23 protein-coding genes are annotated in these 22142 nt (G+C 56.8%); 9 read left to right on the top strand and 14 right to left on the bottom strand.

The window, feature by feature from the left end:
- Positions 1–2: 2 nt before the first annotated feature.
- From AB4Y89_RS21190 to AB4Y89_RS21180, 3 genes are all read right to left on the bottom strand, one after another.
- Positions 3–2144 (bottom strand): right-handed parallel beta-helix repeat-containing protein, encoded by a 2142-nt coding sequence (locus AB4Y89_RS21190; protein WP_442302936.1) that lies wholly within the window; start codon positions 2142–2144, stop codon positions 3–5.
- Between the two features lie 198 nt (positions 2145–2342).
- The gene (locus AB4Y89_RS21185; protein ID WP_442302935.1) at positions 2343–3113 is read right to left on the bottom strand and encodes an SDR family NAD(P)-dependent oxidoreductase; all 771 of its coding nucleotides are present in this window, start codon (positions 3111–3113) and stop codon (positions 2343–2345) included.
- A 115-nt stretch (positions 3114–3228) separates the two neighbouring features.
- Positions 3229–3693, bottom strand: coding sequence for a MarR family winged helix-turn-helix transcriptional regulator (locus AB4Y89_RS21180; protein ID WP_442302934.1), 465 nt, complete (start codon positions 3691–3693; stop codon positions 3229–3231).
- A gap of 126 nt (positions 3694–3819) precedes the next feature.
- Between AB4Y89_RS21180 and AB4Y89_RS21175 the strand changes: the two genes are divergently transcribed.
- Positions 3820–4497, top strand: a complete 678-nt coding sequence (locus AB4Y89_RS21175) for a class I SAM-dependent methyltransferase (protein WP_442302933.1) — start codon at positions 3820–3822, stop codon at positions 4495–4497.
- Positions 4498–4700: 203 nt separating this feature from the next.
- On the top strand, positions 4701–5450 hold the full coding sequence (locus tag AB4Y89_RS21170) for a hypothetical protein (protein ID WP_442302932.1): 750 nt from the start codon (positions 4701–4703) through the stop codon (positions 5448–5450).
- A 278-nt stretch (positions 5451–5728) separates the two neighbouring features.
- Here AB4Y89_RS21170 and AB4Y89_RS21165 read toward each other — a convergent pair whose 3' ends face one another.
- The 4 genes from AB4Y89_RS21165 to AB4Y89_RS21150 all read right to left on the bottom strand — a co-directional run bounded on the left by AB4Y89_RS21165 (position 5729) and on the right by AB4Y89_RS21150 (position 8841).
- Complete coding sequence (locus AB4Y89_RS21165; protein WP_442303004.1) at positions 5729–6637, bottom strand: amidohydrolase family protein; 909 nt, start codon at positions 6635–6637, stop codon at positions 5729–5731.
- A gap of 26 nt (positions 6638–6663) precedes the next feature.
- Positions 6664–6981, bottom strand: a complete 318-nt coding sequence (locus AB4Y89_RS21160; RefSeq protein WP_442302931.1) for a hypothetical protein — start codon at positions 6979–6981, stop codon at positions 6664–6666.
- A 69-nt stretch (positions 6982–7050) separates the two neighbouring features.
- Positions 7051–7926 carry an SDR family NAD(P)-dependent oxidoreductase gene (locus AB4Y89_RS21155; protein ID WP_442302930.1) on the bottom strand — a complete coding sequence of 292 codons (876 nt, stop codon included), beginning with the start codon at positions 7924–7926 and terminating at the stop codon, positions 7051–7053.
- Positions 7927–7956: 30 nt separating this feature from the next.
- Complete coding sequence (locus AB4Y89_RS21150; RefSeq protein ID WP_442302929.1) at positions 7957–8841, bottom strand: SDR family oxidoreductase; 885 nt, start codon at positions 8839–8841, stop codon at positions 7957–7959.
- Positions 8842–8962: 121 nt separating this feature from the next.
- Between AB4Y89_RS21150 and AB4Y89_RS21145 the strand changes: the two genes are divergently transcribed.
- Together AB4Y89_RS21145 and AB4Y89_RS21140 are read left to right on the top strand one after the other, a co-directional pair.
- Complete coding sequence (locus AB4Y89_RS21145; protein ID WP_442302928.1) at positions 8963–9544, top strand: TetR/AcrR family transcriptional regulator; 582 nt, start codon at positions 8963–8965, stop codon at positions 9542–9544.
- Positions 9545–9990: 446 nt separating this feature from the next.
- Positions 9991–10524, top strand: coding sequence for a DUF1097 domain-containing protein (locus AB4Y89_RS21140; RefSeq protein WP_442302927.1), 534 nt, complete (start codon positions 9991–9993; stop codon positions 10522–10524).
- Between the two features lie 252 nt (positions 10525–10776).
- On the opposite strand, the gene AB4Y89_RS21135 is transcribed toward AB4Y89_RS21140, so the two are convergent.
- The 4 genes from AB4Y89_RS21135 to AB4Y89_RS21120 form a co-directional block, all read right to left on the bottom strand.
- On the bottom strand, positions 10777–11223 hold the full coding sequence (locus AB4Y89_RS21135) for a VOC family protein (RefSeq protein WP_442302926.1): 447 nt from the start codon (positions 11221–11223) through the stop codon (positions 10777–10779).
- 142 nt (positions 11224–11365) lie between these two features.
- On the bottom strand, positions 11366–12178 hold the full coding sequence (locus AB4Y89_RS21130) for a type 1 glutamine amidotransferase domain-containing protein (protein ID WP_442302925.1): 813 nt from the start codon (positions 12176–12178) through the stop codon (positions 11366–11368).
- 109 nt (positions 12179–12287) lie between these two features.
- Positions 12288–13253 (bottom strand): cytochrome P460 family protein, encoded by a 966-nt coding sequence (locus AB4Y89_RS21125; protein ID WP_442302924.1) that lies wholly within the window; start codon positions 13251–13253, stop codon positions 12288–12290.
- A gap of 558 nt (positions 13254–13811) precedes the next feature.
- Positions 13812–14588, bottom strand: a complete 777-nt coding sequence (locus AB4Y89_RS21120) for a class I SAM-dependent methyltransferase (RefSeq protein WP_442302923.1) — start codon at positions 14586–14588, stop codon at positions 13812–13814.
- 249 nt (positions 14589–14837) lie between these two features.
- On the opposite strand from AB4Y89_RS21120, the gene AB4Y89_RS21115 reads away from it, so the two are divergent.
- The 3 genes from AB4Y89_RS21115 (at position 14838) to AB4Y89_RS21105 (ending at position 17857) form a co-directional block, all read left to right on the top strand.
- Positions 14838–15761, top strand: coding sequence for a LysR family transcriptional regulator (locus AB4Y89_RS21115; RefSeq protein ID WP_442302922.1), 924 nt, complete (start codon positions 14838–14840; stop codon positions 15759–15761).
- A 182-nt stretch (positions 15762–15943) separates the two neighbouring features.
- Positions 15944–16816 carry an SDR family oxidoreductase gene (locus AB4Y89_RS21110; protein ID WP_442302921.1) on the top strand — a complete coding sequence of 291 codons (873 nt, stop codon included), beginning with the start codon at positions 15944–15946 and terminating at the stop codon, positions 16814–16816.
- Between the two features lie 240 nt (positions 16817–17056).
- Positions 17057–17857, top strand: a complete 801-nt coding sequence (locus AB4Y89_RS21105; RefSeq protein ID WP_442302920.1) for a hypothetical protein — start codon at positions 17057–17059, stop codon at positions 17855–17857.
- A 111-nt stretch (positions 17858–17968) separates the two neighbouring features.
- Here AB4Y89_RS21105 and AB4Y89_RS21100 read toward each other — a convergent pair whose 3' ends face one another.
- A complete protein-coding gene (locus tag AB4Y89_RS21100) occupies positions 17969–18883 on the bottom strand; it encodes a LysR family transcriptional regulator (RefSeq protein ID WP_442302919.1) in 915 nt (304 codons plus the stop codon).
- Between the two features lie 212 nt (positions 18884–19095).
- Between AB4Y89_RS21100 and AB4Y89_RS21095 the strand changes: the two genes are divergently transcribed.
- Positions 19096–19557 (top strand): DUF3237 domain-containing protein, encoded by a 462-nt coding sequence (locus AB4Y89_RS21095; RefSeq protein WP_442302918.1) that lies wholly within the window; start codon positions 19096–19098, stop codon positions 19555–19557.
- Positions 19558–19837: 280 nt separating this feature from the next.
- Here AB4Y89_RS21095 and AB4Y89_RS21090 read toward each other — a convergent pair whose 3' ends face one another.
- Positions 19838–20548: an alpha/beta fold hydrolase gene (locus tag AB4Y89_RS21090; protein ID WP_442302917.1), complete on the bottom strand. Its 711-nt coding sequence runs from the start codon at positions 20546–20548 to the stop codon at positions 19838–19840.
- Positions 20549–20562: 14 nt separating this feature from the next.
- Positions 20563–21186, bottom strand: coding sequence for a CGNR zinc finger domain-containing protein (locus AB4Y89_RS21085; RefSeq protein ID WP_442302916.1), 624 nt, complete (start codon positions 21184–21186; stop codon positions 20563–20565).
- 166 nt (positions 21187–21352) lie between these two features.
- Between AB4Y89_RS21085 and AB4Y89_RS21080 the strand changes: the two genes are divergently transcribed.
- The gene (locus AB4Y89_RS21080) at positions 21353–21802 is read left to right on the top strand and encodes a group II truncated hemoglobin (RefSeq protein ID WP_442302915.1); all 450 of its coding nucleotides are present in this window, start codon (positions 21353–21355) and stop codon (positions 21800–21802) included.
- Positions 21803–22142: the final 340 nt, after the last annotated feature.

The following is a 22142-nucleotide window of genomic DNA, read 5'->3' as shown; positions in this document are numbered from 1 at the left end:
CCCTACTTCATCTTGATTCCAGCCGGGACAAAGCTCTCGCCCTTCAGATAGACGCCCAGGTAGACCGGGCTGGCGTGCTCGATCGTAATCGTCCGTTCCGCCTTTTCTCCTGGCTTGAGAGAAAACGGAATCTCCGGTGGCGTCACAATCCTGGCGTCGACACCCGGCTCGATCCACACCGCGAACACTCCGCTCTGCGCGCTCCGCCCCTGGTTCTCGATGGTTAGCTTTGCCTGCGTCGGGCTTACCGCCGTCAACCGGCGAGCCAGCAATGATGTATCGATATCGAGCCCCATGCCTTTTACCCATTCCGGATTCCACACCGCCTTCTCCGGATGAGCCTGGTTACCCACCGAGTCCAGGTTTTTCTCCGTCAGCTTGTCACGATAGTCGACCCAGATGCGGCACCAACAGTCGTTGTCGTGAATGGCATTGCCTGTGGGCAGCCCCGGTGTTTGGTCCAGAAATCCCGGCAATTGCGGATAGCGGCTGCGCCATGGTTCTTCTTTGTACGGCATCGCCTTCAACCGGTTCAGCAGCGCCGGGTTGGTACCGTCAAAATAGGCCTTTTGCCAACCCATACCGCGTGCGTCAAAGTGGATGCCGATGTCGTCGTCGACAAACTTGTTCTTCTCGAGAACGTTGTCATTGCCGCCGCCAATCTTCACGCCGCGGGCCGCCCCCCGAATCACGTTGCCAATCACAAACGACCCACTGGATTCGTCGTCCAGGTAAACGGCGTTTACATCTCCCAGGCCGAGGTTGTGGAAGTAATTGCCGCGCACCGTGTTGCCGCGTTCGGTGGTGTCCGCACCGATGTAGTATGCGCCCACGTCTCCCGTCTCCATCGATACGGTATGCACATCGTTCCCCTCAATCAGATGGTCGTTGCCGTGCACCCAGATGGCAAAGTGTGGCGCGTGATCGATGGTGTTGCCAGTGACGCGATTGCCCACGCCGGACACGCTAATTGCAGGCGTATAAGTGCGCGACCAGCGGGCATAGTCGTGAATATGATTGCGGGCAGCAATGTGCGCGGCAGCCGTGAGCGTCTTGCGGTCTCCGCCGTCGAGAACGATGCCGCCATCGCCAGTTCCGCGAACTTCCGAATCTTCCACTGCGTCCCCGGCCCCGCCGCGGATAACTACACCTGCGTTGCCGGTATTGGCTATGCTGCAATGCTCAATGCGGTCGTGGCTGCCGCCATCCATCACGATGCCGTCGGCGCGCGTCACCTCAAACGCGAGATCGCGGAACTCCACATACGACGCGCCTTCGACGCTCACCAGCGGCTTATCGAGCAGAGAGACCTCCGCCACTCCAGAAGCAATCGGAGACGGCGGCCAGAAGTACAACATACCCGCCGCGCGGTCCAGATACCACTCGCCTGGTTCGTCCAGTTCGTCCAGCATATTCACCAGCTGCCAGCGCTGCCCTGCCCTGTAGCCATAGGCAGGATTGGGCGCTGCGGTATCGATGACATGATGCGCCGTATCAATGGACGTGATGCGCTCGTAGTGATCGGCCCAGTCGTAATACCAGTAGCCATGTAACCACGCATCGGGGGCCTTGTCCAGGGCAATGCGCCACCGCGCTGCACGCTCCCCCTCATACGCAAACTGGCTCTGCGCTTTGTCCCTGGTGGCTGCGCCGGTGTACGCCCAGCCAACGTTCGGCCAGCGTGCCAGCGTCATCGGCTGGCCATTGAAAAATAACTCCAGACCTGCAACGTTCGCCCGCCCTTTGCCTCGCGAAACAATCTCTCCGTAGTTGGTGATTCCCTGCGCGCGCAGATCGGCGCGCAGAATCTCTCCCCGCCACTTCTTGAAGTTCTTTACCGGTACGCCACCAACAATCCGCACCCTCTCCCCCGGCACGGCGCGATAGACCATCGGCGCGGCTGCTGTCCCGCTATCCTCGGGGATAAGGGCGAAGGCCGCGGTTCTACGGTAGTCGCCACCCCGCAGCCAGATGGTGATGGGGGCGTCATGCTTCGCTGCACGCGCTGCATCCCGTGCTCGTTCGAGAGACGCAAAGGGCTGCGATTTGGTACCGGGATTCGTGTCCGCGCCTTTCGGCGAAACATAAAACTCTTCACCACACATCTGCGCCGCAGAACAAAGCACCAAAAGAACAAGGACCACAAAAGGCCTCACATACGTCAAGGTCAAAGTAACGCTCCCTGGATGCACATCCCTGCTTTCGCCACGCGATGTTTCATTCCGCGCGGACGACCGCAGGCGTGACCCCAGCCATTCTGTCATGCTGGTTGGGGCCGAGTCAGTACCGACAAACGCGCTTCACGGAAGGTCTGCCTACCGCTGCCGTACGGCGAAAGTGCTCTAACGCTTGCGCATGCGCAGGCTTTGCCAGCTTCCATCGGAGGTCCAGCCGCCATCGACAGCCAGAGCCTGGCCGTTGATGAAGCCACTCTGGGCCGGATCGGCGAGGAAGAGGATGGCGCGGGCGATGTCATCGGGACTCGCGAAGCGAGCCATGGGAACACGGCCGGTGATGTCATCGTCGGTATAGCCGCCGCCGGCCTGGTCGGCGACATCCATCTCTGTCTTGACCCAGCCGGGACAGACGGCATTCACACGAACACCACGCCCGCCCCACTCTCCGGCGAGAGTACGAGTCAGCCCGATGAGTCCGTGCTTGGAGGCGTTATAAGCCGTACGGTCACTGACACCGACCAGACCAGCGATCGACGCAACATTCACGATACTTCCCTCTCGCTGCGCGAGCATAACGGAGCCGAAGGCCCGGGAGAGAGCGAAGGGTGCGACGAGGTTTACCTCAAGCACACGGCGGAAGGCGGAGGCTTCAATGGTCTCAGCAGGAGCGATAAAGCTGATACCTGCGTTGTTGACGAGGACATCGACACGGCCCCAACGTTCTGTGACAAGGGATACAGCCCGCGCGATAAAAGCCTCGTCAGTGATATCACCAATCAGCGCTTCTGCTTCAGCGCCGGCCGCGCGCACTGCTGACAGCGTGGCTTCGCAGGGCTGCATATCGAGCAGCAGAAGAGTGTACCCAGCCTCACCGAGGACTTCAGCAGTTCTGCGCCCGATGCCCTGCGCGGCTCCCGTTACGATGGCAACTCGCATCTCTTCACTCTACTTGAGCGTCCGGCGGATGGCACCCAATGGCGTTATTGAAGGTGGCTATCGAAAAATTTCGCCAATGCCGTCATCCCGTATGCCGACTTCTCGGGACTAGTCTTCAACGTTTGTCTCTCTTAGCTCGCACCAGGGCGAGCGCTTCAAAGAAGCGGACGACCGCTTCGAGATCACGTTGCGAAAGAGTAGCGAGCTGCTGCCTGGTTGCGGCCTCAACACTTTCATACATTGCCGCGATATGGGCCAATCTCGACGGCACAAGGTTAATGAGAAGACTCCGGCGATCTAACGGGTTGGGATCACGGCGAATCAATCCGCTCTTTTCCAGCCGGTCGAGCGCGACCGTGACGCCCCCACTCGACAAACCCGTAGCTTCGGCCAGCCGACTCGGAGTAGTTGGCCCGTAGAGCTGCAGCATGTGAAGCATCTGCATATCGGTAAGCCCGAGCCCGACTTTCTCCGCCGTCTTCGCATTGAAGAAGATGCTGGAGGCGATGAATTTGCGGATCTCAAGCACAATACGATCGGCCGGAGTCACCGGCGCAGGCAGCTTCGCGATTGAACTCACTTCGACTTCAACTGGTGGCTTTTCTGAAGACGTTCGGCTTTTTTTCTTTGTAACCCTGGACATAGGCGTCTGCTTCTGATTTAGTATACAGATATCTTATTAACTAAGATATCTGGAGAATAAGACATGAGCGCCTCGGCAAAGGCATACAAAGGAATGGGCATGGAGGGCGGCATCGCACGATGGTATGACCGCACCACGCGTAAAAGCATGGAAGACTTTCGCGTGCTTGCCACAAGAATTGCAGCAATGGTTCCGGCAGGCGCCAGAGTGCTGGAAGTCGCACCCGGCCCCGGCTTCCTCTCCATCGAACTTGCAAAGCGCGGTTTCGACGTGTGTGCCGTAGACATCAGCCGGACCTTTGTAGAGCTTGCTCAAAAGAATGCGGAGGATGCCGGCGTAAAGGCCACATTTTTACGGGGAAACGCCTCCCAGCTTCTGATCGAGAGCAACAGTGTTGACTTTGTCATGTGCCGCGCTGCCTTCAAGAACTTCACCGAGCCAGTAAAGGCGATGCGCGAGATACTACGAGTGCTACGCCCCGGCGGCATGGCAATGCTCATCGACATGCGACGCGACGTGTCCATGCAGGACATCAAGCAATTCGTCCAGGGGATGGGGCTGAACTGGTGGAACCGCGTCTTCACCAACCTCACCTTCAAGCACATGCTCATCAAGCGGGCGTATTCGCTCGACGAGATTCGAACGATGGCAAGCGAGGCTGGATGGAAAGAGTTGCAAACCGAAACCTCACCAACGGGATTTGAGGTGATTGTAAGAAAGCAACGTTGCGACGTCGGATAAATCGAGCATGGACCTAAACTTCAGAGCCGACGTATCGAGTTCCTCTACAAAGTTCATTCTTTGAATCCGATGGAGTCAGCAATCCAGCACGATAAACGCGCTACCCGAAAGTTGTAAAGGTTTCACCGAGGTACAACTGTGCCCGAAGCGCACACATCGTAGCCATAATCTGCCCGGAGGCGATGACGGGAAGTGAGGCTGATATGACACACCGTGCTGGGTCCGTCCTATTCACGATTCTTCTAGCCGTCACTGGCTGCAAGCAATCTCACACCTCACCGCCCGCACCCACCCAGCCCCCGGTCAAGGCTGCACCCGCCACGCCGCTCTCTGAAAAGAAGGACGAACTCGGTACCGAAAACGCGTGGACGCCAGCATGGGATGTCTTCATTGAGAAAAACCTGCCGACCGAAATGCTCTCTGCCAAGGCTGCAAAGGCTGTAGCGTCGTATTGCCCGGCCTTCTCAACCGCCTCAGAAGTCGACAAGCGGGCGTTCTGGGCGTACACGATACAGGCCATGGCGGCCGCTGAAGCAGGCCTGAAACCCGAGGCAACCGCCCACCACACGCAGCCCGCCGTCGCGAAAACGGATAAGATCACGCACCGTCCCATGCGGCAAGAAGGCCTGTTGCAACTTTCTTATCAGGACGGAGAAACCTACGGCTGCGACTTCGATTGGCAGGCCGACAGCCGGCTCGGTCTCAAAGACCCAGCCCGCACGATCCTTCAGCCTGAGCGCAATCTTGCCTGCGGAATCCGGATACTGAAGACCCAAATCATTGACCATGATGAGCCTCTGCTCTCCCGCAGCAGCTACTGGTCCACGCTGCAACCGGGCACACAAAGCTACCGCGTCTTTGCAAAGCAGATGGCCAATGTCCCGCCCTCGTGCGGCAAGCAGATACCAAAATCCGCCAGACGGCGAAAGGCAACGCGCCGAGCACAACAGTAGTGAACGGCCATGTCTGCCGGTCGCGGAACCGGTCCGAAGTCAAATAGGTTCTTGAGCAGAACCGATCTTCGATTACCGAGGTCTTCGAGCCAGAAGCCGGCTGAACATAAGATCAGTCCTGATAAACGCCGATCGCGGCAGCGATCTAAGCTATCGAGCTGTTCCCTTCCTATAAGCCGACATCGGGACGGATCATGCTTCACGATGAGTGATTTGGCGATTATGCACTCGGGATCACCGTGGATCGATAAAGCGCATCTGTGGGAATTACCTTTTCGCTAGTGTGAAGGGGTTCCCGACATCACTAACCTTCCAGCGCTAAACACATACTGAATCTGTTCGGCATTGTGGATATCATTGAGTGGATTCGCTCGCAGTACCACCAGATCCGCACACTTTCCCGTCTCGACCGTGCCAATCTCCTTTTCAAGGCCGAGCGCCAGGGCAGCATTGCGCGTCGCCATCGCCAGAACTGCCTCGTTCGGTATGCCTGCCTGGGACAGTAGCTCCATCTCCTGATGCAGGCTCACTCCAGGAACGACCCACTCGTTCGGAAGATCTGAGCCCGTCGTGAGCAGAACACCCTCGCGATAGTACCGATCGACGATCTGCAGCATCCTGGGCCACGCGCGGCTCATTCGTGCAAAATCGCTCGGTGTCCAGTCGGCCGTCAAACCACCATCCTCCCAACTCTGTTGCATTGCTGCTGGAGCAAGACTTACATTCTGCTTTCCCCGATACTCCTCCGATGGGACGAACTTTGTCTTATAGGCAATAAGGGTCGGGTCATCTGAGATGTGATGTTGCTTTAGGCTTGCTATCACGGCACCGATTTCAGGTCCATTGACGTCCACCGATTCCAACCAGAAGATGCGGGCCTTGATCGGCCCCACGCTATTCTGCTCCGCTTGATATGCGGCTCTTTTGCCGGGAGGGAGCGCGCTTGCCGACCAGCTTACGGCATGTGCCACAAAATCGATTCCCTCTGCTGCAGCTGTCGGCCAATCCGTATTTTGCAGGTGTCCAATCACCTTCAGTCCACGTTTATGCGCTTCATCAATTGCAACAGCAGTCTGATTAGGGTCTGATTTAGCGTAGACCTTGATGTAATCGACTCCGGCTGCCGCCTGCCTGTCGACCTCGTTGCGTATCTCCTGTTCTGTTGAAAACGGCTTGCCGTTTAATATTTCGCCCGCCGTCAGAATGCGCGGCCCTACGACGATCCGCGCTTTACGTCCTCGCGTAACCTCACGGCCTCTGTGGCTGGAGCAGCAGGGTTTCGCACAGTCGTGATGCCATAGTCCAACAAGAGCTTTAATACTTGCTCGCTCGTCGCCCGGTCATAGCTGGAAAACGCGCCCGTCCGAAGGAACGTCACATGCGCGTGCATGTCGATAAATCCAGGCAGAATGTACTTGCCGGATACATCGAGAACGCGTGCATCTGCCGGGACAGGCAGGTTCTTTCCGATGGCTTGTATGTGGCCATCGCGAATTGCAACATCTGCTTGGTAGGGGGCTTTCCCGGTCATGTCGATAACCGTTCCGCCCCTCAGATATCCTTGCCTCTGGCTCGCGAATGGGAGATATAGATCCTGTGCTTAATTCTGATCCAGGGTTCCAGGGGCCCGTTGCTCAATCCACTCCGCCATTGATTTCTTCGGCTCGCCCATCGCTGCATTCGACACGTCCTCCCATGCTTCCCATGTCTTCAGCCGCTCCGCATATGCGGCACGGGCCCTGGGCAGAATAGAGTTACCCAGGCCAAGTCGCAGCGGAGGATTTTCCGCGTCCACGAGCTTCAGGATTGCTTCTGCCGTCGCTTCTGGATCGCCGCGTTCAACATGAGCAAGCTGTTTCAGGAACTGCTGCCGGAATTCCGCGTATGGTTCCAGAACATCCGCGACCTGTGAGGACTTTCCGAAGTCGGTTGCGTAAGCTCCGGGTTCAACAAGGGTCACCTTCAACCCGAACGCCTTCACCTCCGGCGCGAGGGATTCATGAAGCGCTTCGACAGCCCATTTCGTAGCGGCATAGAAGCCGATCATAGGCAATGATGCTATCCCCAGCCCGCTGGAGACACCGAGAATGTGACCGCTCCCTTGTTTCCGCAGTAAAGGCAGAGCCGCTCGGAGCACTCGGACCATGCCGAAATAGTTGGCGTCGAAGAGGCCGCGGATCTGCTCGTCGCTCGCTTCTTCAGTAGCCGCGAACAGGCTAGCGCCGGCATTGTTGACAAGAACGTCCAGTCGGCCGAAGTGCGCGTATGCCTGCTGAACTGCCTGCTCAACCTGCGCGGAGTCGGTGACGTCGAGGGCAAGGGGCAACACTGTGTCGCCAAAACGTTCCGCGAGATCGGTTACGTCTGCCAGTCTGCGGGCGGTCGCAGTGACCCGGTCGCCTCGTTGTAGAGCAGCTTCGGCCCAGATGCGGCCGAACCCGCGCGAGGCGCCGGTAATGAACCATGTCTTTTGCATTTTCGATTCCTCCGTGATTGTGGGTTAAGTTCAAGCCTCGGAATAACGCATGTTTCCGAGATCGGTAAGAAGAGAGGGGCCGGTGGGGTTCCATCCGAGCTTGGCACGGGTCTGCGCACTGGAGGTCAGAGGATCTCTCCCGGCGAAGAACCCGAGGAAGCCGAAGTGTTCCTGGGACTGTTCCTGCGCAATGGAAATGACGGGTGCATTCAAGCCACGGCCGATAGCCGTGGCAATGTCTTTGAGCGTCACTCCCTCTTCTGCGACTGCGTGGTAGCGGGCTCCCGCAGTGCCTTTCTCCAACGCGAGCCGGTAGAGCCGTGCGACATCCGAAACCTGCGCGGCCGGCCAGCGGTTTTGACCGTCGCCGATGTACGCCGAGACACCCCTCGCACGCGCCACCGCAATCAGGGGAGTGACGAGGCCCTGCTTTACGGTGTCGTGGACCTGCGGCAAGCGCATCACAATTGCGTGGATTCCACGATCCATCAGTGCGACAGCCGTCACCTCGGATACACGAGGAAGGGATGGAGAAGATAGCGGCGGATCGTCCTCTGTGGCAGCGCGGCCCTGAGCCACTCCCACGCCAGAGCTAACGATGAACGGACGGCTCGATCCCTGGAGCACAGCGCCGATGGTCTCGATGGCGCGCTTGTCCAACTCGCAGCTCTCCGCAAACTTTGACCAGTCATGCTGGAAGGCGGTGTGGATGACGGCATCGGTTGCGGCTGCTCCGGTGCGCAGACTCTCCAGGTCCTCCAGATCGCCTCGATGGGGCTCGGCGCCAGCGGCTTCAAGCGACTTTGCACCAACGTCCGACCGCGTCAGTCCAAGTACGGGATGGCCTGCGCCGACGAGTTCTTTTACGACGGCGGAACCGATGAATCCGGTAGCGCCAGTAACGAATACACGCATATGTTTCTCCTTGATCTCATGCGAGCTTGATTGACGAAAGGATGCGACCTCCACTAAAACGGAGGCAGCCTCCGAACAAATAGATATCCGGAGGTAGCCTCCGGATGCATTAATTTTGAAGATGACGAAGAACCATTTGACGACCGACCGGAAACCGCGCGCAGACGCTTTGCGCAATCACGAGCGCATTCTTGAAATCGCGAAGGTTGCCTTTACCAGCGAAGGCGCCAACACCAGCCTGGAAGAAATCGCGAAGCAGGCGGACGTTGGAATTGGCACCTTATATCGCCATTTCCCTACGCGCGATGAGCTGATCGAAAGTGTTTACCGAGCGGAGGTGGAGAAACTCGCGACAGCCGCGAGCCGCTTCGCCGAGACCATGTCTCCACTCGAAGCGCTTCGAGCCTGGATGCTGCTGCTGGTCGATTACATCGCAGCAAAGCACATCATTGCACCCGCTCTCAATACCATTGCCGGCGGCCCGTCCAGGCTCCATGAGGGGTCACGCACCATGATTCGGGGTGCGATCGGTGAGTTAGTGAAGCGCGCCAAGAAGAGTGGTGATCTGCGCAGAGATCTGGATGCGTACGACCTGCTTCGAGCGCTGATCGGCGCCTCCCATGTGGGCTCCGACGCCGACTGGCAGCAGAGCGGCAGGAGACTGGTAGACATACTCATCGCAGGCTCACGTCCGCTCGAATAGACCGCGTCCCACAAGACACGGCCTCCGCGGGCATGCCTCAAGCACCGCGCAGCAAAATCCAAGCGGCCTCACGCTTTCGATTCTTGATAACAGGGCAAATCACTCATTCAACTCGGGCGTGGTCTTAATCCCCGGAAACGCGCATTTGCGACAGCGATCTAAGCTATCGGACTGTTCCCTTCCTATAAGGCAGTGCAGGTCAAGTCAGAGTCTTTCGCTTGCTGAATGGGGAAAGCTGGTAAGAATCCGGCGTTGACCTCGGTCGCAGAGTGCCATGCCGCGTCCGCTGCAGACGCCACTTGTTCGCTTCCACTCCGATGGGTATTATTACGCCACTCGAACAAATGCAGTCGGCTGCAGCCTGAAATATAGGAACTCGGTGTTCTCGCCTCGACGTGATGCCACCTCACCGCTGATTAGTGAATTTTCAAGGGAACGACATGTCCATGAAGAAGATTGGAAACGCACTCCTGATTGGCAGCCTTGCCGGTCTTGCCACTTGGCTAACCACACCGCAGGTGCTCAACATTCCCACTTGGGCCGTATTTATTTGCTGGGCCTGTTACTTTCTCTTCGGCGCGGAGCCGCGAAAGTCCGGCAAGGGCCTGTTTCAGATGATTGTGGGCATCGTGCTCGGTGCCATCTTCCTCATCCTCGCGCCACACCTTACGCCGTTGCTCGGTCTTGCCACGTTTCCGTTCATGGTGTTTGTCGTAGCCGCCGGTCTTTCTTTCATGGAGTGGACTCCGCTGCACATCGTGGCGGCCTACTTCATCGGGCTGGCGCTTGTATTCGCATCTGGCTTTCCGCCAGACGTTCGCCATGTCCTCATCTTGAGTTCTGCCGTGGTAATGGCCTTCTTCCTCGGCTGGATCTATATGTCTTTGCGCACAGCGCTCTTCGCCGTATTGGACCGCCGCAACCAGGCAGCGGTCGCTGATTCCGGACAGACTCACCGTGATCAGGCGTTGCCGCAGTGACCACCGGAAAGCGGCCTTATCGGGAACTGCGGAGATTGGTCCCGTGAAGTCGGTTCAGGTAAGCGCTCCGATAAGCGTTCTCGTCCGGCCGCGAGTAGATTGGCGATCTCGTGCAGTCGTTGACGTCGCGCACGAGATCGCAGAGCCGAAGCCTCTTTTGCCGGTACCGAACCAGACAGTGTTTCCCTCTATATAGCTGACGAGTGGTCAACAACTCGCCCGGGCCATGAGAATGCTTTTTCGGACCGAGCGTCAACCGTACGTCTGGTCGGTGCTCTGTCCGACCTCGATGATATAACCGTCAGGATCACGGATGTAGCAGCGGATCTCACCGTACTTGGGGATTGGCGCCGTGATGAACTCCGCGCCTCGACTCTTCCATAACTGATAACACGCCTGAATATCTGCGACCCGGAAATTCAGAAAACTGTTGATGTGATTCGGGTCGGGAACGCTGAGCGACACCGTCGGCTTATCCGGCGTCGGGCCGCCCCCTACGTTCACAATCATCCAGATATTCGCGAGTTGAAGGTACCCGGGCGCGTTGCCGTCGCCTCTGCTCAGAATGCGCGCACCGAAGATGTTCTCGTAGTAATCGAGCGATCGGTTGATGTCGCCCACAGTTAGAAAATGCGCGATGCTCATCCCTTCTCGCGGAGGCATCTCATAGCTCTTCTGGTCGATTTGTACGCTACTCATTGACGGCTCCAATTCCGGTAAACGGTGCTTATCTGGGCGGTTGGCCTACACTTGCCTGATTTCAGGCGGCATCGTGAAAACCGACGAACGTGGTTTCATTGATATTTACGCCCTCCAAAGCTGTCGTCGGACTCTCCGATTCTTATGCCGCCGAAACCGACTTCGTCTTCGCATCGAGCGCCGGCAAAAGAAGTTTCAGAAGCTCGTAATCAGAGAACGGGTTCTGACCTGAGATCAACTCGCGATCTTGAACGACATAGCTCTTCCATGGAGGGAGCACACTCACGGCGCCACCCGCCGTGGTCAAGGCGAAGTCCGGATAAAAGAGGACCTTACCGCCAATCTCAAGCGGCTCGCGCTGCTGCTCTTCCGCTGTCGAAAAGATAGTCATCTTATATCCGGAATAGATCCAGCCTTGAGCCTTTGCGTGTGCTCCAGCGACATCGCCCGCCGACAGCGCGGCGACTACCTCCGTCGAATTCGGAAGAGCCGAAAGAAGTGAAATCGGGCCATGGCAAAGCACGGCCGTAGGCTTGGATGTTTTATGAAAATGTCTCATCACGGTGCCGGCGTCGGGATCATCGAGCAGGTCCATCATCGGACCATGGCCGCCGGGGACGAAAACAGCGTCATATCGATCCAGGCCTGATGCGATGACGTCCGCGATACGTGTTGGATTTTTGAGCCCAGTCAGGGTGTCACGGAATTTGAGATAGTCCTGCAGCTTAGCCTCGTCTCCACCGAAGAAGTCGGGGATAGCTGAATTGACATCCATTTGCGGCGTGTTGCCTTTGGGGTTAGCGAAAGTGATTTCGTAGCCCTCGTTCATGAGGGTGCGAACCGGAACCGTAAGTTCGTTGAGATAGTAGCCTGCGCCGGTATAAACCTTGCCATCTTTCAAGGGCAAGCCATGACCGCTCGAGACTAGCACCAGGACTTTTCCTTTTGTTGTCATCTTGTTCTCCTCTTGAAATCGGATTCTGTTTTTCCCGAATAGGGGCCCGCTTCGAAGATCATTGAGGCAACGGCTTAGAGCACAACAGGAACAGTCGGCGCATACCGCTTCACCGATGTCCATAATCCGTGAAGACATAGTCTTTATTCTTCACGCTTGTGTGGCACGTGAACCCGCACTTGGCGTCATTGCCCTGCGGCGGCTTGTCCGTCAAGTTGGCGAGCCTGAACTTACCGGATGCGGCTTCATACTCGAAGGCGCCGTAACCCCATCCGCCGCTGTCCGCAAATCTCCTGGAGTCCTTCAGCATGAAGTCAACGTCGTGCTGGGTGCCTGGCACCGTCGGCGCACCGGGTTCACTGGCATCCACTTTCGCGTTCCAATGGATCTTCGCCATCTTGGCGCCATCCGGAAAGGGCTTGCCATTACCGGGAATACCCGTCTTATAGGCGTCGATCATCACAGGATTCCCGAGGATCGCCGCGAGCTTATCTCCGTTATGGCTAAGGGAAATCACAGACCAGCCCTCGAAGCCTTTGAACTCTGAGAACGCAAGGCCATTCGGAATTTTCAGGGTGTACTTGTCCTGCGTGGAGATAGCGGTTTGTGTCTGCGATGGGGCTGCTGCGGAGGCGGAGACAGCGCCGGCGCGGGAAAGATTATGGATATAACGTGCAAGCTTCCAGGTGTCGTCATCGGAGATGCTCGACTTCCAGGCAGGCATGCCTGTGTGGCTAACTCCGTTCTGTATGATCCAAAACAGCTCCGCGTCGTTCCAGTGCTGCACATGGGGTGAACTCAGGTCCATGGCAGGCGGGGCCATGTTGCGTCCCACGGTGGTATCTCCGCGCGCTTCCGCACCGTGGCATTGGGCGCAAGCCCCAAGAAACACTTCCTTGCCCTGGCTCACCACCTCATCCGTCTGAGGCAGCGGATTCTTCATCTTCCCCGCCGCCAATGGAATGGTGACGTCTTTAGCCGCATTGGCCAGGCTGGTTTCCCCTTGGGAAGGCTGTCTATTCGCTGAACAACCCTGCAGAAACGCGCCCAGCATCGCGCCGGTCACGCCAAGCATCAGGTTGCGTCTTAGAACATTTTCCCTGTTGCCGGGTGGTCCGGAAGGGGTGTGCAGCGGCGTTTTCATTGAGGAAAACGCCCATAGATGCGAAAGCCCTACTCTACACCTACAGATAAAATGCTCTAGCGCCACGTTGCGGTTCCCGCCACGCAACCCACTCATCCACGGCAGTTCCACAACAGCTCTCATGCGTTCAGGCATCGAGTGTTCTCCTCTCTCAAAGAAAGTTTCCAGGTCCGATTCGGCGTGCGTCGCCTTTTAAACCTTTGATGTCCCTGGATCTGGAGTGGAGAGATCTATTTTTACTCCCGCGTTGGGAAGACGACCTTTGCCTGCTGCAGAAGGATGTCTCGAAAGTTCTGGGTCAACGAACCTGCGGCTTCACGCGCCCGCCGCCATCCGCGGCGACTGGCGAATCAGGGGGTAAATTTGGAATAATTCTCGCATGGCGATCACAGGGCAAATCACTCATCCAACTCGCCCTTGGTCTGAATCCCCGGAAACGTAGCGGCAGCGATCTAAGCTGTCGAGCTTCCACGAGAAGGCTGGCCCACGTCAAGTAGATTTGTCTTCTTTGCGGGCGAGCACGATCGGTTGATAGAACGTTGTCTCTTCTGGCATCAGCCACTCGATTTCTCTGAAACCGTGTGATTCAAGACCCTGCGTAAGCTCGGCGCGCGTTATGGCGCGATATCGAGACGCGTAATGCTTGCTTGTCCAGAGTGAGGCTGAGTTCCAGGTTAGGTATAGATGAACGTCGTATTGGTTCTGATCCCAGTCCCACACCTGATGAACAATGCGCCTGGTCTCGTTCTCAGAATAAAAAACGGGGCCTTGAAAAGATGGACGGGTGGATAGCAGGCTGTCATAGTCGCGAATCGTAGCGAGCAGGACACCTCCGGGCTTTAGCCGAAGAGAGATATTCTCTAGCGCCTGGCCCAAATCCTCATCAGACAACAAATGAGGCAAAGAATTATCCCCAACCAATACTGCATCGAAATTTGACTTGGGAAGAACGGAAAGATCTCGCATGTCGGCCACATGGAATTTGATATCCAGGCTCAATTTGCGCGCTTCACGGGCAGCTCGCCTTACCGCCGCCTTACTCAGATCAGAGGCAACGACAGTATGACCGCGTTGGGCGATCCCGATGGCTTGGGTTCCAATCCCACAGGCACAGTCGAGAATCTTTAGAGGGCCTCCAGCCAGCTTATCTTCGACCAACGGCCCGAGCACACCCGCCTGTCGTTCAATCGAATGACCCCAATCCTCAAAGATCAAGTGATAGTGCTCTGCCAAGTCATCGTAGAATCCAGCGGTGTCCGTACTCATGGTCCTCCTCGACTGTGGGGTATCTATCTGGTGTTGCTCCGGGTCATCTGTCGCCACCCTTCCATCCGCACTTCATGAGCGCATTGGCCATTTGGCGCCAGTCCAGAATTATCACTATCGAGATCTTAGGACCGGATGGTCTCTAACCGTAGATATATGAGATTCTGACCAGGCCGGAACCTTAGACGCAGGCTTCACCGAAGGGTAGATGCTGCCCCGCTCCGGATGTGAACGACAGGAAAGAACTTTATGCGTTTCCTTGCAGACTTGGCGCTCTTCGTGGAGGTGGCGAACACGCGCAACTTCAGTCGGGCAGCAGCGGCGCTAGGGATGCCCGCATCGACACTGTCGCGACGCATCAGCGCGCTCGAGAGAGAATTGGGCTTCAATCTTATTCATCGCTCGACACGCACTTTCAAGTTGACCGATGCCGGGCAGGCTTGCTACGAACAATCCAAAGCTCTTGTGGCCGAAGCGCGACGCATCCAGGAGGATGTAGCGGGGATCGCCTCCAGAGCATCCGGACATATTCGCGTGGGTGTGCCGTTTGATTTGGCACAAACCATCTTCCTTCCTCTCTTCGCCCGTTACATGCTCGACCATCCAGAGATCTCGATCGAAGTTCTCTCTATCAGCGGCCATCCAAACCTTCTGACCGAAAGCCTCGATTTGGCGATCATGGTGGGACATCAGTTGCGTTTGCCCGATTCATCTTTCTGGTCTCGACGGGTCGGCACATTCCCTCGCCGTCTGTTTGCCTCTCAGGAATACTTGGCGAAGCACAAGAAAATTCAAGACCCCGCAGAACTCGCCGAGCACTCATGCATTCGTGGTATTCACGGTGAACCAGTCAGTCAGTGGGAATTGCGGCGGGAGCGCGAACATAGAACCGTGAAGGTTGATGGCAAGGCGAGCGCAAACTCGGTTGGAATGCTTGCGAAGCTGTCGAAAGAAGGCATGGGCATTGTGATTCTTCCCGATTTCCTCGCATTTCATCCAGCGTTCGGCGATGGTCTCGTGAGAGTGCTAAGCGACTGGGAAGCAGTACCTGCCCATATCTTCGCAGTGACGCCTTCGGCGATGCAATCTGCCCGGATTCGCAAGCTCGTGAGCTTTCTCAAAGAGCACTTCGAAGCCATGCTCGACGAGTTGAGCTCTCGCCGAAAATCTTAGCCGTCAGACCTTCGCCGCAGAGATTCCGCATCGGGTGCCGTCTTTGACGGGGCGGCCTTAAACCTTCATTCCAAAACTGCAATTCTATTTTCCAGTAGATGTTGACTCGCGTGGATATCCCAAAGAGTCTCTTGTATCGTGCCGACCGCGGTCCTGGGCGGCACGAATTCGAAGGAGACTCAATGAAGATTCTTGTTACTGGAGCAACAGGGAATGTAGGTGGAGAGCTTGTAAAGATGCTGCATCAACGTGGAGCTGAAGTCCGGGCTCTGGCGCGGAAACCCCAGGCAGCCAAATTTCCGGCGGGCGTAGAGGTTGTTCCTGGTGATCTAACCGATCCGGAGTCCATCAGAGAAGCAGTGAAAGGGATTGATAAGCTCTTCCTCCTGAATGGTGTTGTGGCCGACGAACTGACCCAGGCATTGATCGCCTATGGCATGGCAAAGCGAGCGGGCGTCAAGCACGTAACGTATGTGTCGGTCTACAAGGCAGACCAATTCAAGGACGTACCCCACTTTGCCTCAAAGGTCGCCGTCGAAAATGCTTTGCGCGAGTTCGGCGTTCCTTACACGATCCTACGGCCCGGCTATTTCTTCCAAAACGATCTGACGCTCAAACCGGTGTTGCAACAGATGGGTATCTACCCGATGCCTATCGGTACGGCAGGAATATCCGCCATCGACTCGCGCGACCTTTCCGAAGCGGCGGCGGTCACGCTGACCGAGCAAGGTCACGAAGGTCAGACTTACGATCTCGTCAGTTCCTCGCAGATCGATGGTCCCGGCAATGCCTCATTGTGGGGCGAGGTTCTGGGCAAACAGATCGTCTACACAGGCCACGACTTTGACGCGTGGGAGAAGCAGATGAGCACGATGGCCCCAGGCTGGATGGCGTACGACATGCGGAAGATGTTCCAAGAGTACGTTGAGCGCGGATTCGCTTCGACAGAAGCCGATGTAAGCCGCGTCACGAAGCTGCTCGGTCATGCCCCGCGAACGTATGAGGCATTCGTTCGGCAAACCGTTGCCGAGTGGGCCGCAAGCGAGCAGGTCTGACTACCGCGTGAAGAACTCGAAAGGGAAAGGACAATGAAAGCACTGCGCATCAATGACTATGGAGCACCGCTCCAGAGGAACCAATCATGTATTAGAAATTGAGATTTTGCTCTGGCATAGTCGGCTTTAAATAATTTCCCCAACGTTGATGAGCTGGCGATTTTCAACGAATCGAGAGTCGGCGGCGATCGTCAGTATCTAGAATAGTCTCTGTTAGCGAGCACTAAGCGCGGCGGTGCCATGCCACTTCCAAGATTGCAACTCTTCGAACTCGAGGATCTCGCCTGGTTCCCGCCGCTCATCCGCGATCTTGCAACGGATTACCTCCACTTCATGGAGGCTCGATTCAAGTTGCATGAGCCGGTTGTACCTTTGCTGGCACAGGCAATCAAAGACTCCCACCAGACCCGTGTCGTCGATCTCTGCTCAGGTGCCGGCAGCCAGGTTGTGGACTTGCTTGAGCATTTGGCTGCAGATGGCCTGTCTCTGGAGTTCACGCTTACCGACCGTTTTCCGAACGTCAACGCTATGAGCCGTGTCGCCGCGCTTTACCCTGCGCGCATTCACTTTCGCACCGATCCGGTCGACGCAACTCTCGTGCCGGCCGATCTCCGCGGTCTGCGCACCATCTTCAACGCTTTTCATCATTTCACCCCCGTGGCCGCGCGCGCCGTACTTCAAAACGCTGTCGAATCCTGCCAGCCCATTTGCATCTTCGAGATTCCGGAACGCAGTGTACCCATGCTGCTGCCGTTTTTCTTCACGCCCGTTTACGTGTGGCTCGCTACGCCCTTCATCCGCCCTTTCAGGGTGTCACGGCTGCTGTTCACCTATCTGCTTCCGCTGGTTCCTCTCACTTGCTGGTGGGATGGCCTGGTGTCGGTGATGCGCGCGTACACGGTGAAAGAGATGCTCGCGCTTACGCAGGACTTCGACGGCTACGACTGGCGAGCCGGTCGAGTTCCCATTCCCGGTACGCACGCACACATCACCTGGCTGCGCGGAATTCCGCGGACGCCTGGCAATGGTGCCGAACAGTAGACGCTGGTTTCCTGGAAACGGGCTTCAGCGATTTGCGCTAGAGCATTTGGCGCCAGTTGAGGCAACACATCGGAGGCAGGTCGTGTGCGGAGCGAATGTACCGAGGATTTACTAACTCCTTCGGTCGAGTCGCTCTCCAATTTCGAGAACCAGCTCTCGGAGCCAAAGGGATGCCGGATCTTGAGCAGCCCGAGTTGGATGGAATAGGAATTCACGGTATTCTCCTGGATCGATCGGAGGTGGGAGCACCGTCAGTGACAATGAGCTTTGCAGAGACTCCACCAGCCGCTTGGGAACAAAGGCCACCAGATCGCAACGCGCTACCGTTTGCAGAGCTTGTACATAGCTAGGAACACGAAGCGCCACGTGCCTCGCCATTCCCTCTTCCCGAAGCCAGCGATCGACCGGATCTTCCGTCAGACCTCTACCGACAACGGCCACATGACTCGAGTGGAGGAATGTTTTCAGGTTCTTCATACGCGATACGGCCGGATGCCCTTTGCGGACGACCGTAACTTCTGTATCAGTGAACAAGGTCTCACGCTGAAATCCCGCGATCTCATCGGTGGAGCACGAAATAATCAGATCGATGAAGCGAAAGCGCTCCGCCTTGATGGAGGAGGGACTCTGCCAGGGCAGAACATCCAGCCTGATACCCGGCGCCATGGAATGCGCACGTTTGACCAGCGCCGGCACAACCAGGTGACCAATATGGTCCTGCATCATGATGGAGAAGTGACGAGTGCTGGCTTTGGGTTCAAAGGATTCTGCGTCGAAAACCCGACGCACCCGGTGCAAGGTTTCGGCCAACGACTCTCGCAAGTCGTTTGCCCTTGGGGTTAGCTCCATTCGCGAGCCTACCCGCACCAGCAGAGGATCGCCCAGAAGGTCTCTGAGCCGCTTCAGAGCATGGCTTGCCGCTGGCTGTGAGAGCCCAATCTTTCGAGCAGCGCGACCGACATGCGCTTCCGAGATGAGCGCGTCCAGCGCAACCAGCAGATTCAGATCGATCGACGCTAAATTCATGAGGTGAATCACGAATATATAGTCAATCGATTGGACGAATCAATCTCATTGCGCCAAACTCACTTTCAGAAGAACTCATGCGAAGAGCCAAACTTCAGACTGCAATGTTCCTTCTTCTGGTGGCGGTTGCGACATTGGCACCCTGTGTGGTGCCCGCGCAAGAGACGCCGCAGCAGTTCCCCGCGCAGAACATCCCAACACGGAGTCCCGCCATGACAGAACTCAAGTCGCGCCATTTGTTTACCATCACCATGAAGCTGCCTCCCACGATGGAGTTGGGAGACACCCCCGTAGGGAAACGCCGCATCTTTACTGTCTCTGGCGGACAATTTGCCGGCGATCGGCTTCGAGGAGAAGTCCTCCCCCAAGCAGGTTCAGACCTGTTGTTGGTTCGACAGGACGGGTCCGCTCAGCAAGATGTGCGCCTGATCCTGCAAACCGACGATGGAACTCTGATTCTGATGACCTATCGCGGGGTACGACATGCTTCCCCTGAGGTCAATGCTCGGATTGCTCGTGGTGAAGCGGTCGGTCCATCGGAGTACTACCTGCGAACAGCACCTTTTTTCGAAACCGCATCGCCGAAATACGCCTGGTTGAACAAGATCGTGAGCGTCGCAGTCGGCGAAAGGCAACCGGACGCAGTGACTTACGAAGTATTTGAGATTCTCTAACGACGAAAAAGGAGATCCATGCCGGCTAGAGCATTTCTCCTGTAGGTGTAGTGCGGGGCTGATGCATCTATGGGCGTTTTCCTCAATGAAAACGCCGCTGCACGTTCCTCGCGGGATACCCAGCAACAGGAGAAATGCTCTAGTGTTCAGGAATCCGCGAACTCCTGTCTTTCCATTTATGAGAACAGGACAACGCGCTCATGGAACCGATATATAACCGTTTCGTAGAGTGATGCTGTCAGCCACTTGTCCGCAAGGCTGGCTACATGACTAAGTGGAGTTATTCCCCCGCCCTGCTTAGCCATGCATCGATCGCGTTCATAAAAAGACTGAAGTCTTCGCGAAACATCGAGTGGCTTGAACCTGGTACGATCTGCACGTCGAATCCCCCAGCCTGCAAGAGCATCGCATCCTGAGCCGTAACAAATGGGCTCGGATCGGCCAGCAGGACCAATGAGGGAACGGAAGCAGTTTGAGGCATGTGATCGTGGCCACTGCCGGGAGCCAAACCGTCAATACAGGCAGGGTCGAAGCGCTTCATCGAACCGAGGCGCGCCTCGATGTCACCCGACGCCCAACGCGGATTCGCCGACCTCCATTGTTCGTCGCTCCATCCGAGTTGTCCTCGCCATGTCGCACTGAACGATGCATGCTGTTGTGCCGTCATCTTCCATGTGGGATCGACATAGATCGCGCGCGCTGCGTTGAGAGGCTTTACGGCGAGAGCGAGGGCCATACCTGCGAGCGAATGCCCGATTGCAAGCTCTGCGTTCTGAGGAAGGCTCTCGACAAGGTCAGCCGCCCATAGCTCAGGCGAGTACGGACCGCGTGGACTTGCGCCATGCCCTCTCAGGTCCGGCGCCAGAACCCGATAACCACGATCGGCGATCGCAGGGCCGACGCGATACCAGTTCTGATGATCCGCAAAGAGACCGTGAATCAAGAGAGCAACCCGGTCACCCGTGCCCCATTCGTGCACCTTCAATTTCATTGTGATATCTCCAATCAAGCAGGCTTCGTTGCATTCTTTTTGGCGAGTGCGGACTTCGAGCGCCGACGATAAGCAACTGTTTTTGCCCTGTTTCCACAGGCGTTCATCGAGCACCAGCGACGGCGGCCGCTGCGGGATTCATCAACAAAGAGCAAGGTGCAGTCCTCGCGCGCGCATCTTTTGATTCGCTTCTGCTGTTGACCGCCGAGAAGTGAGACGGCGTCCCTGGCGATTTCAGCAACCACCGATTCGGCTCTCTGTGCGACGGCAGTCTTGATGACGAGGCTCTTTCCGTCGGCAATGAGCTGCGGAGACTCTATTCGGAAACTTGCCCAATGGTTCACCGTGTTCAAGTCTTCGACATCGAAGGGCTTCTGGTGCAGAATCGCATTCACAATTCGGTAAATCGCTTCGCGAAGCTTATGTGCCTCGATCAGCATTTTTGTTGATATTCGTGGTGAGGTTGTCGCAATCCCAGCTTCCACGATCCATCGTTCAAAGTCCGCCGAGCCTGGTAGCCGCTCAATAGGCTTGGGTGAATCTCTCCATCCAATCGTCGCGACGAAATTGAGGCAAAGACTGCCTCCTCGAAAGCGAAAAGCAAAGAGATCATCCGATGCTGGTTCAGAGGTATTCATAGCGACACCATATAGTATGGTGTCGATTTTCTCAAGGCCCCATGTTTAACAACCTGCTGAACGGTGGCGGAATGGGCAAAGGACAGTCAGGCTGTTTTTCTTCCGATTGGGGGAATACCGGTACAGCACCTTGCATGGACACCGCGAAAGTTGTGATCATGGGTTCATGCAAAGCGTCTTTGAGGCAGCGGGCGGCATGGACGGCATACGCCGCCTTGCCCACGCCTGGCATCGTCGCGTGATGGAAGACGAAGAGGTCTCCCACGCCTTCAGCCACGGCTTTCATCCCCAGCATACCGAGCGACTCGCCGCTTACTGGGCTGAGGCGCTCGGCGGTCCGACGACGTATTCCGAGTCCTTTGGGGACGAGAGCAGTGTTGTCAGAATCCACAGCGGCCACGGGGAGCACCACGAAATGGATCGCCGCGCAATCGCCTGCTTCGATCAGGCTCTGGCTGATGTGGGGCTGGCTGAGGACGCCACTTTGCGTCAGGTGCTGCACGACTACTTCGCGTGGGCGACCACGACGACGATGGCCCGGTATCACGAGTCTGCTGATGACGTGCCGAAGGGCCTCGGCGTTCCACGGTGGTCGTGGGATGGACTTGAGGTGTAAGTCTCTGCGGCAGACCACGATTTAGAATTCTGGCGAGAACAGGGCAAATCACTCATCCAACTCGCGTGGTCTGAATCAAGAATAGGTCAGGAAACGCGCTTCGCGGCGGCTATCTAAGCTGTCGGGCCGTTCCCTTCCTATAAGCCGACTAATGAGATGGTCCGCCGCTGTAACCCTCCGTTTGGGCGGAGGGTTACAGCGGTTTTCCGAGGAGGATCATCGACATGCAGATGTCTTCTCGACCAAACTTACCCTTGCAGTCGCGCGGCGGACCATACATAATCGGGACTGCCGCCGCGTCCTGTCGAAAGCGTTGGGCTCTCGCACGAATTGTTTGGCT

The sequence above is a fragment of the Terriglobus sp. 2YAB30_2 genome (genome assembly GCF_052114765.1).
In the GTDB taxonomy this organism is placed as follows: Bacteria; Acidobacteriota; Terriglobia; order Terriglobales; family Acidobacteriaceae; genus Terriglobus.
Note: the sequence above shows the minus strand (reverse complement) of the source record. Positions and strands in the feature narration are given on the sequence as shown.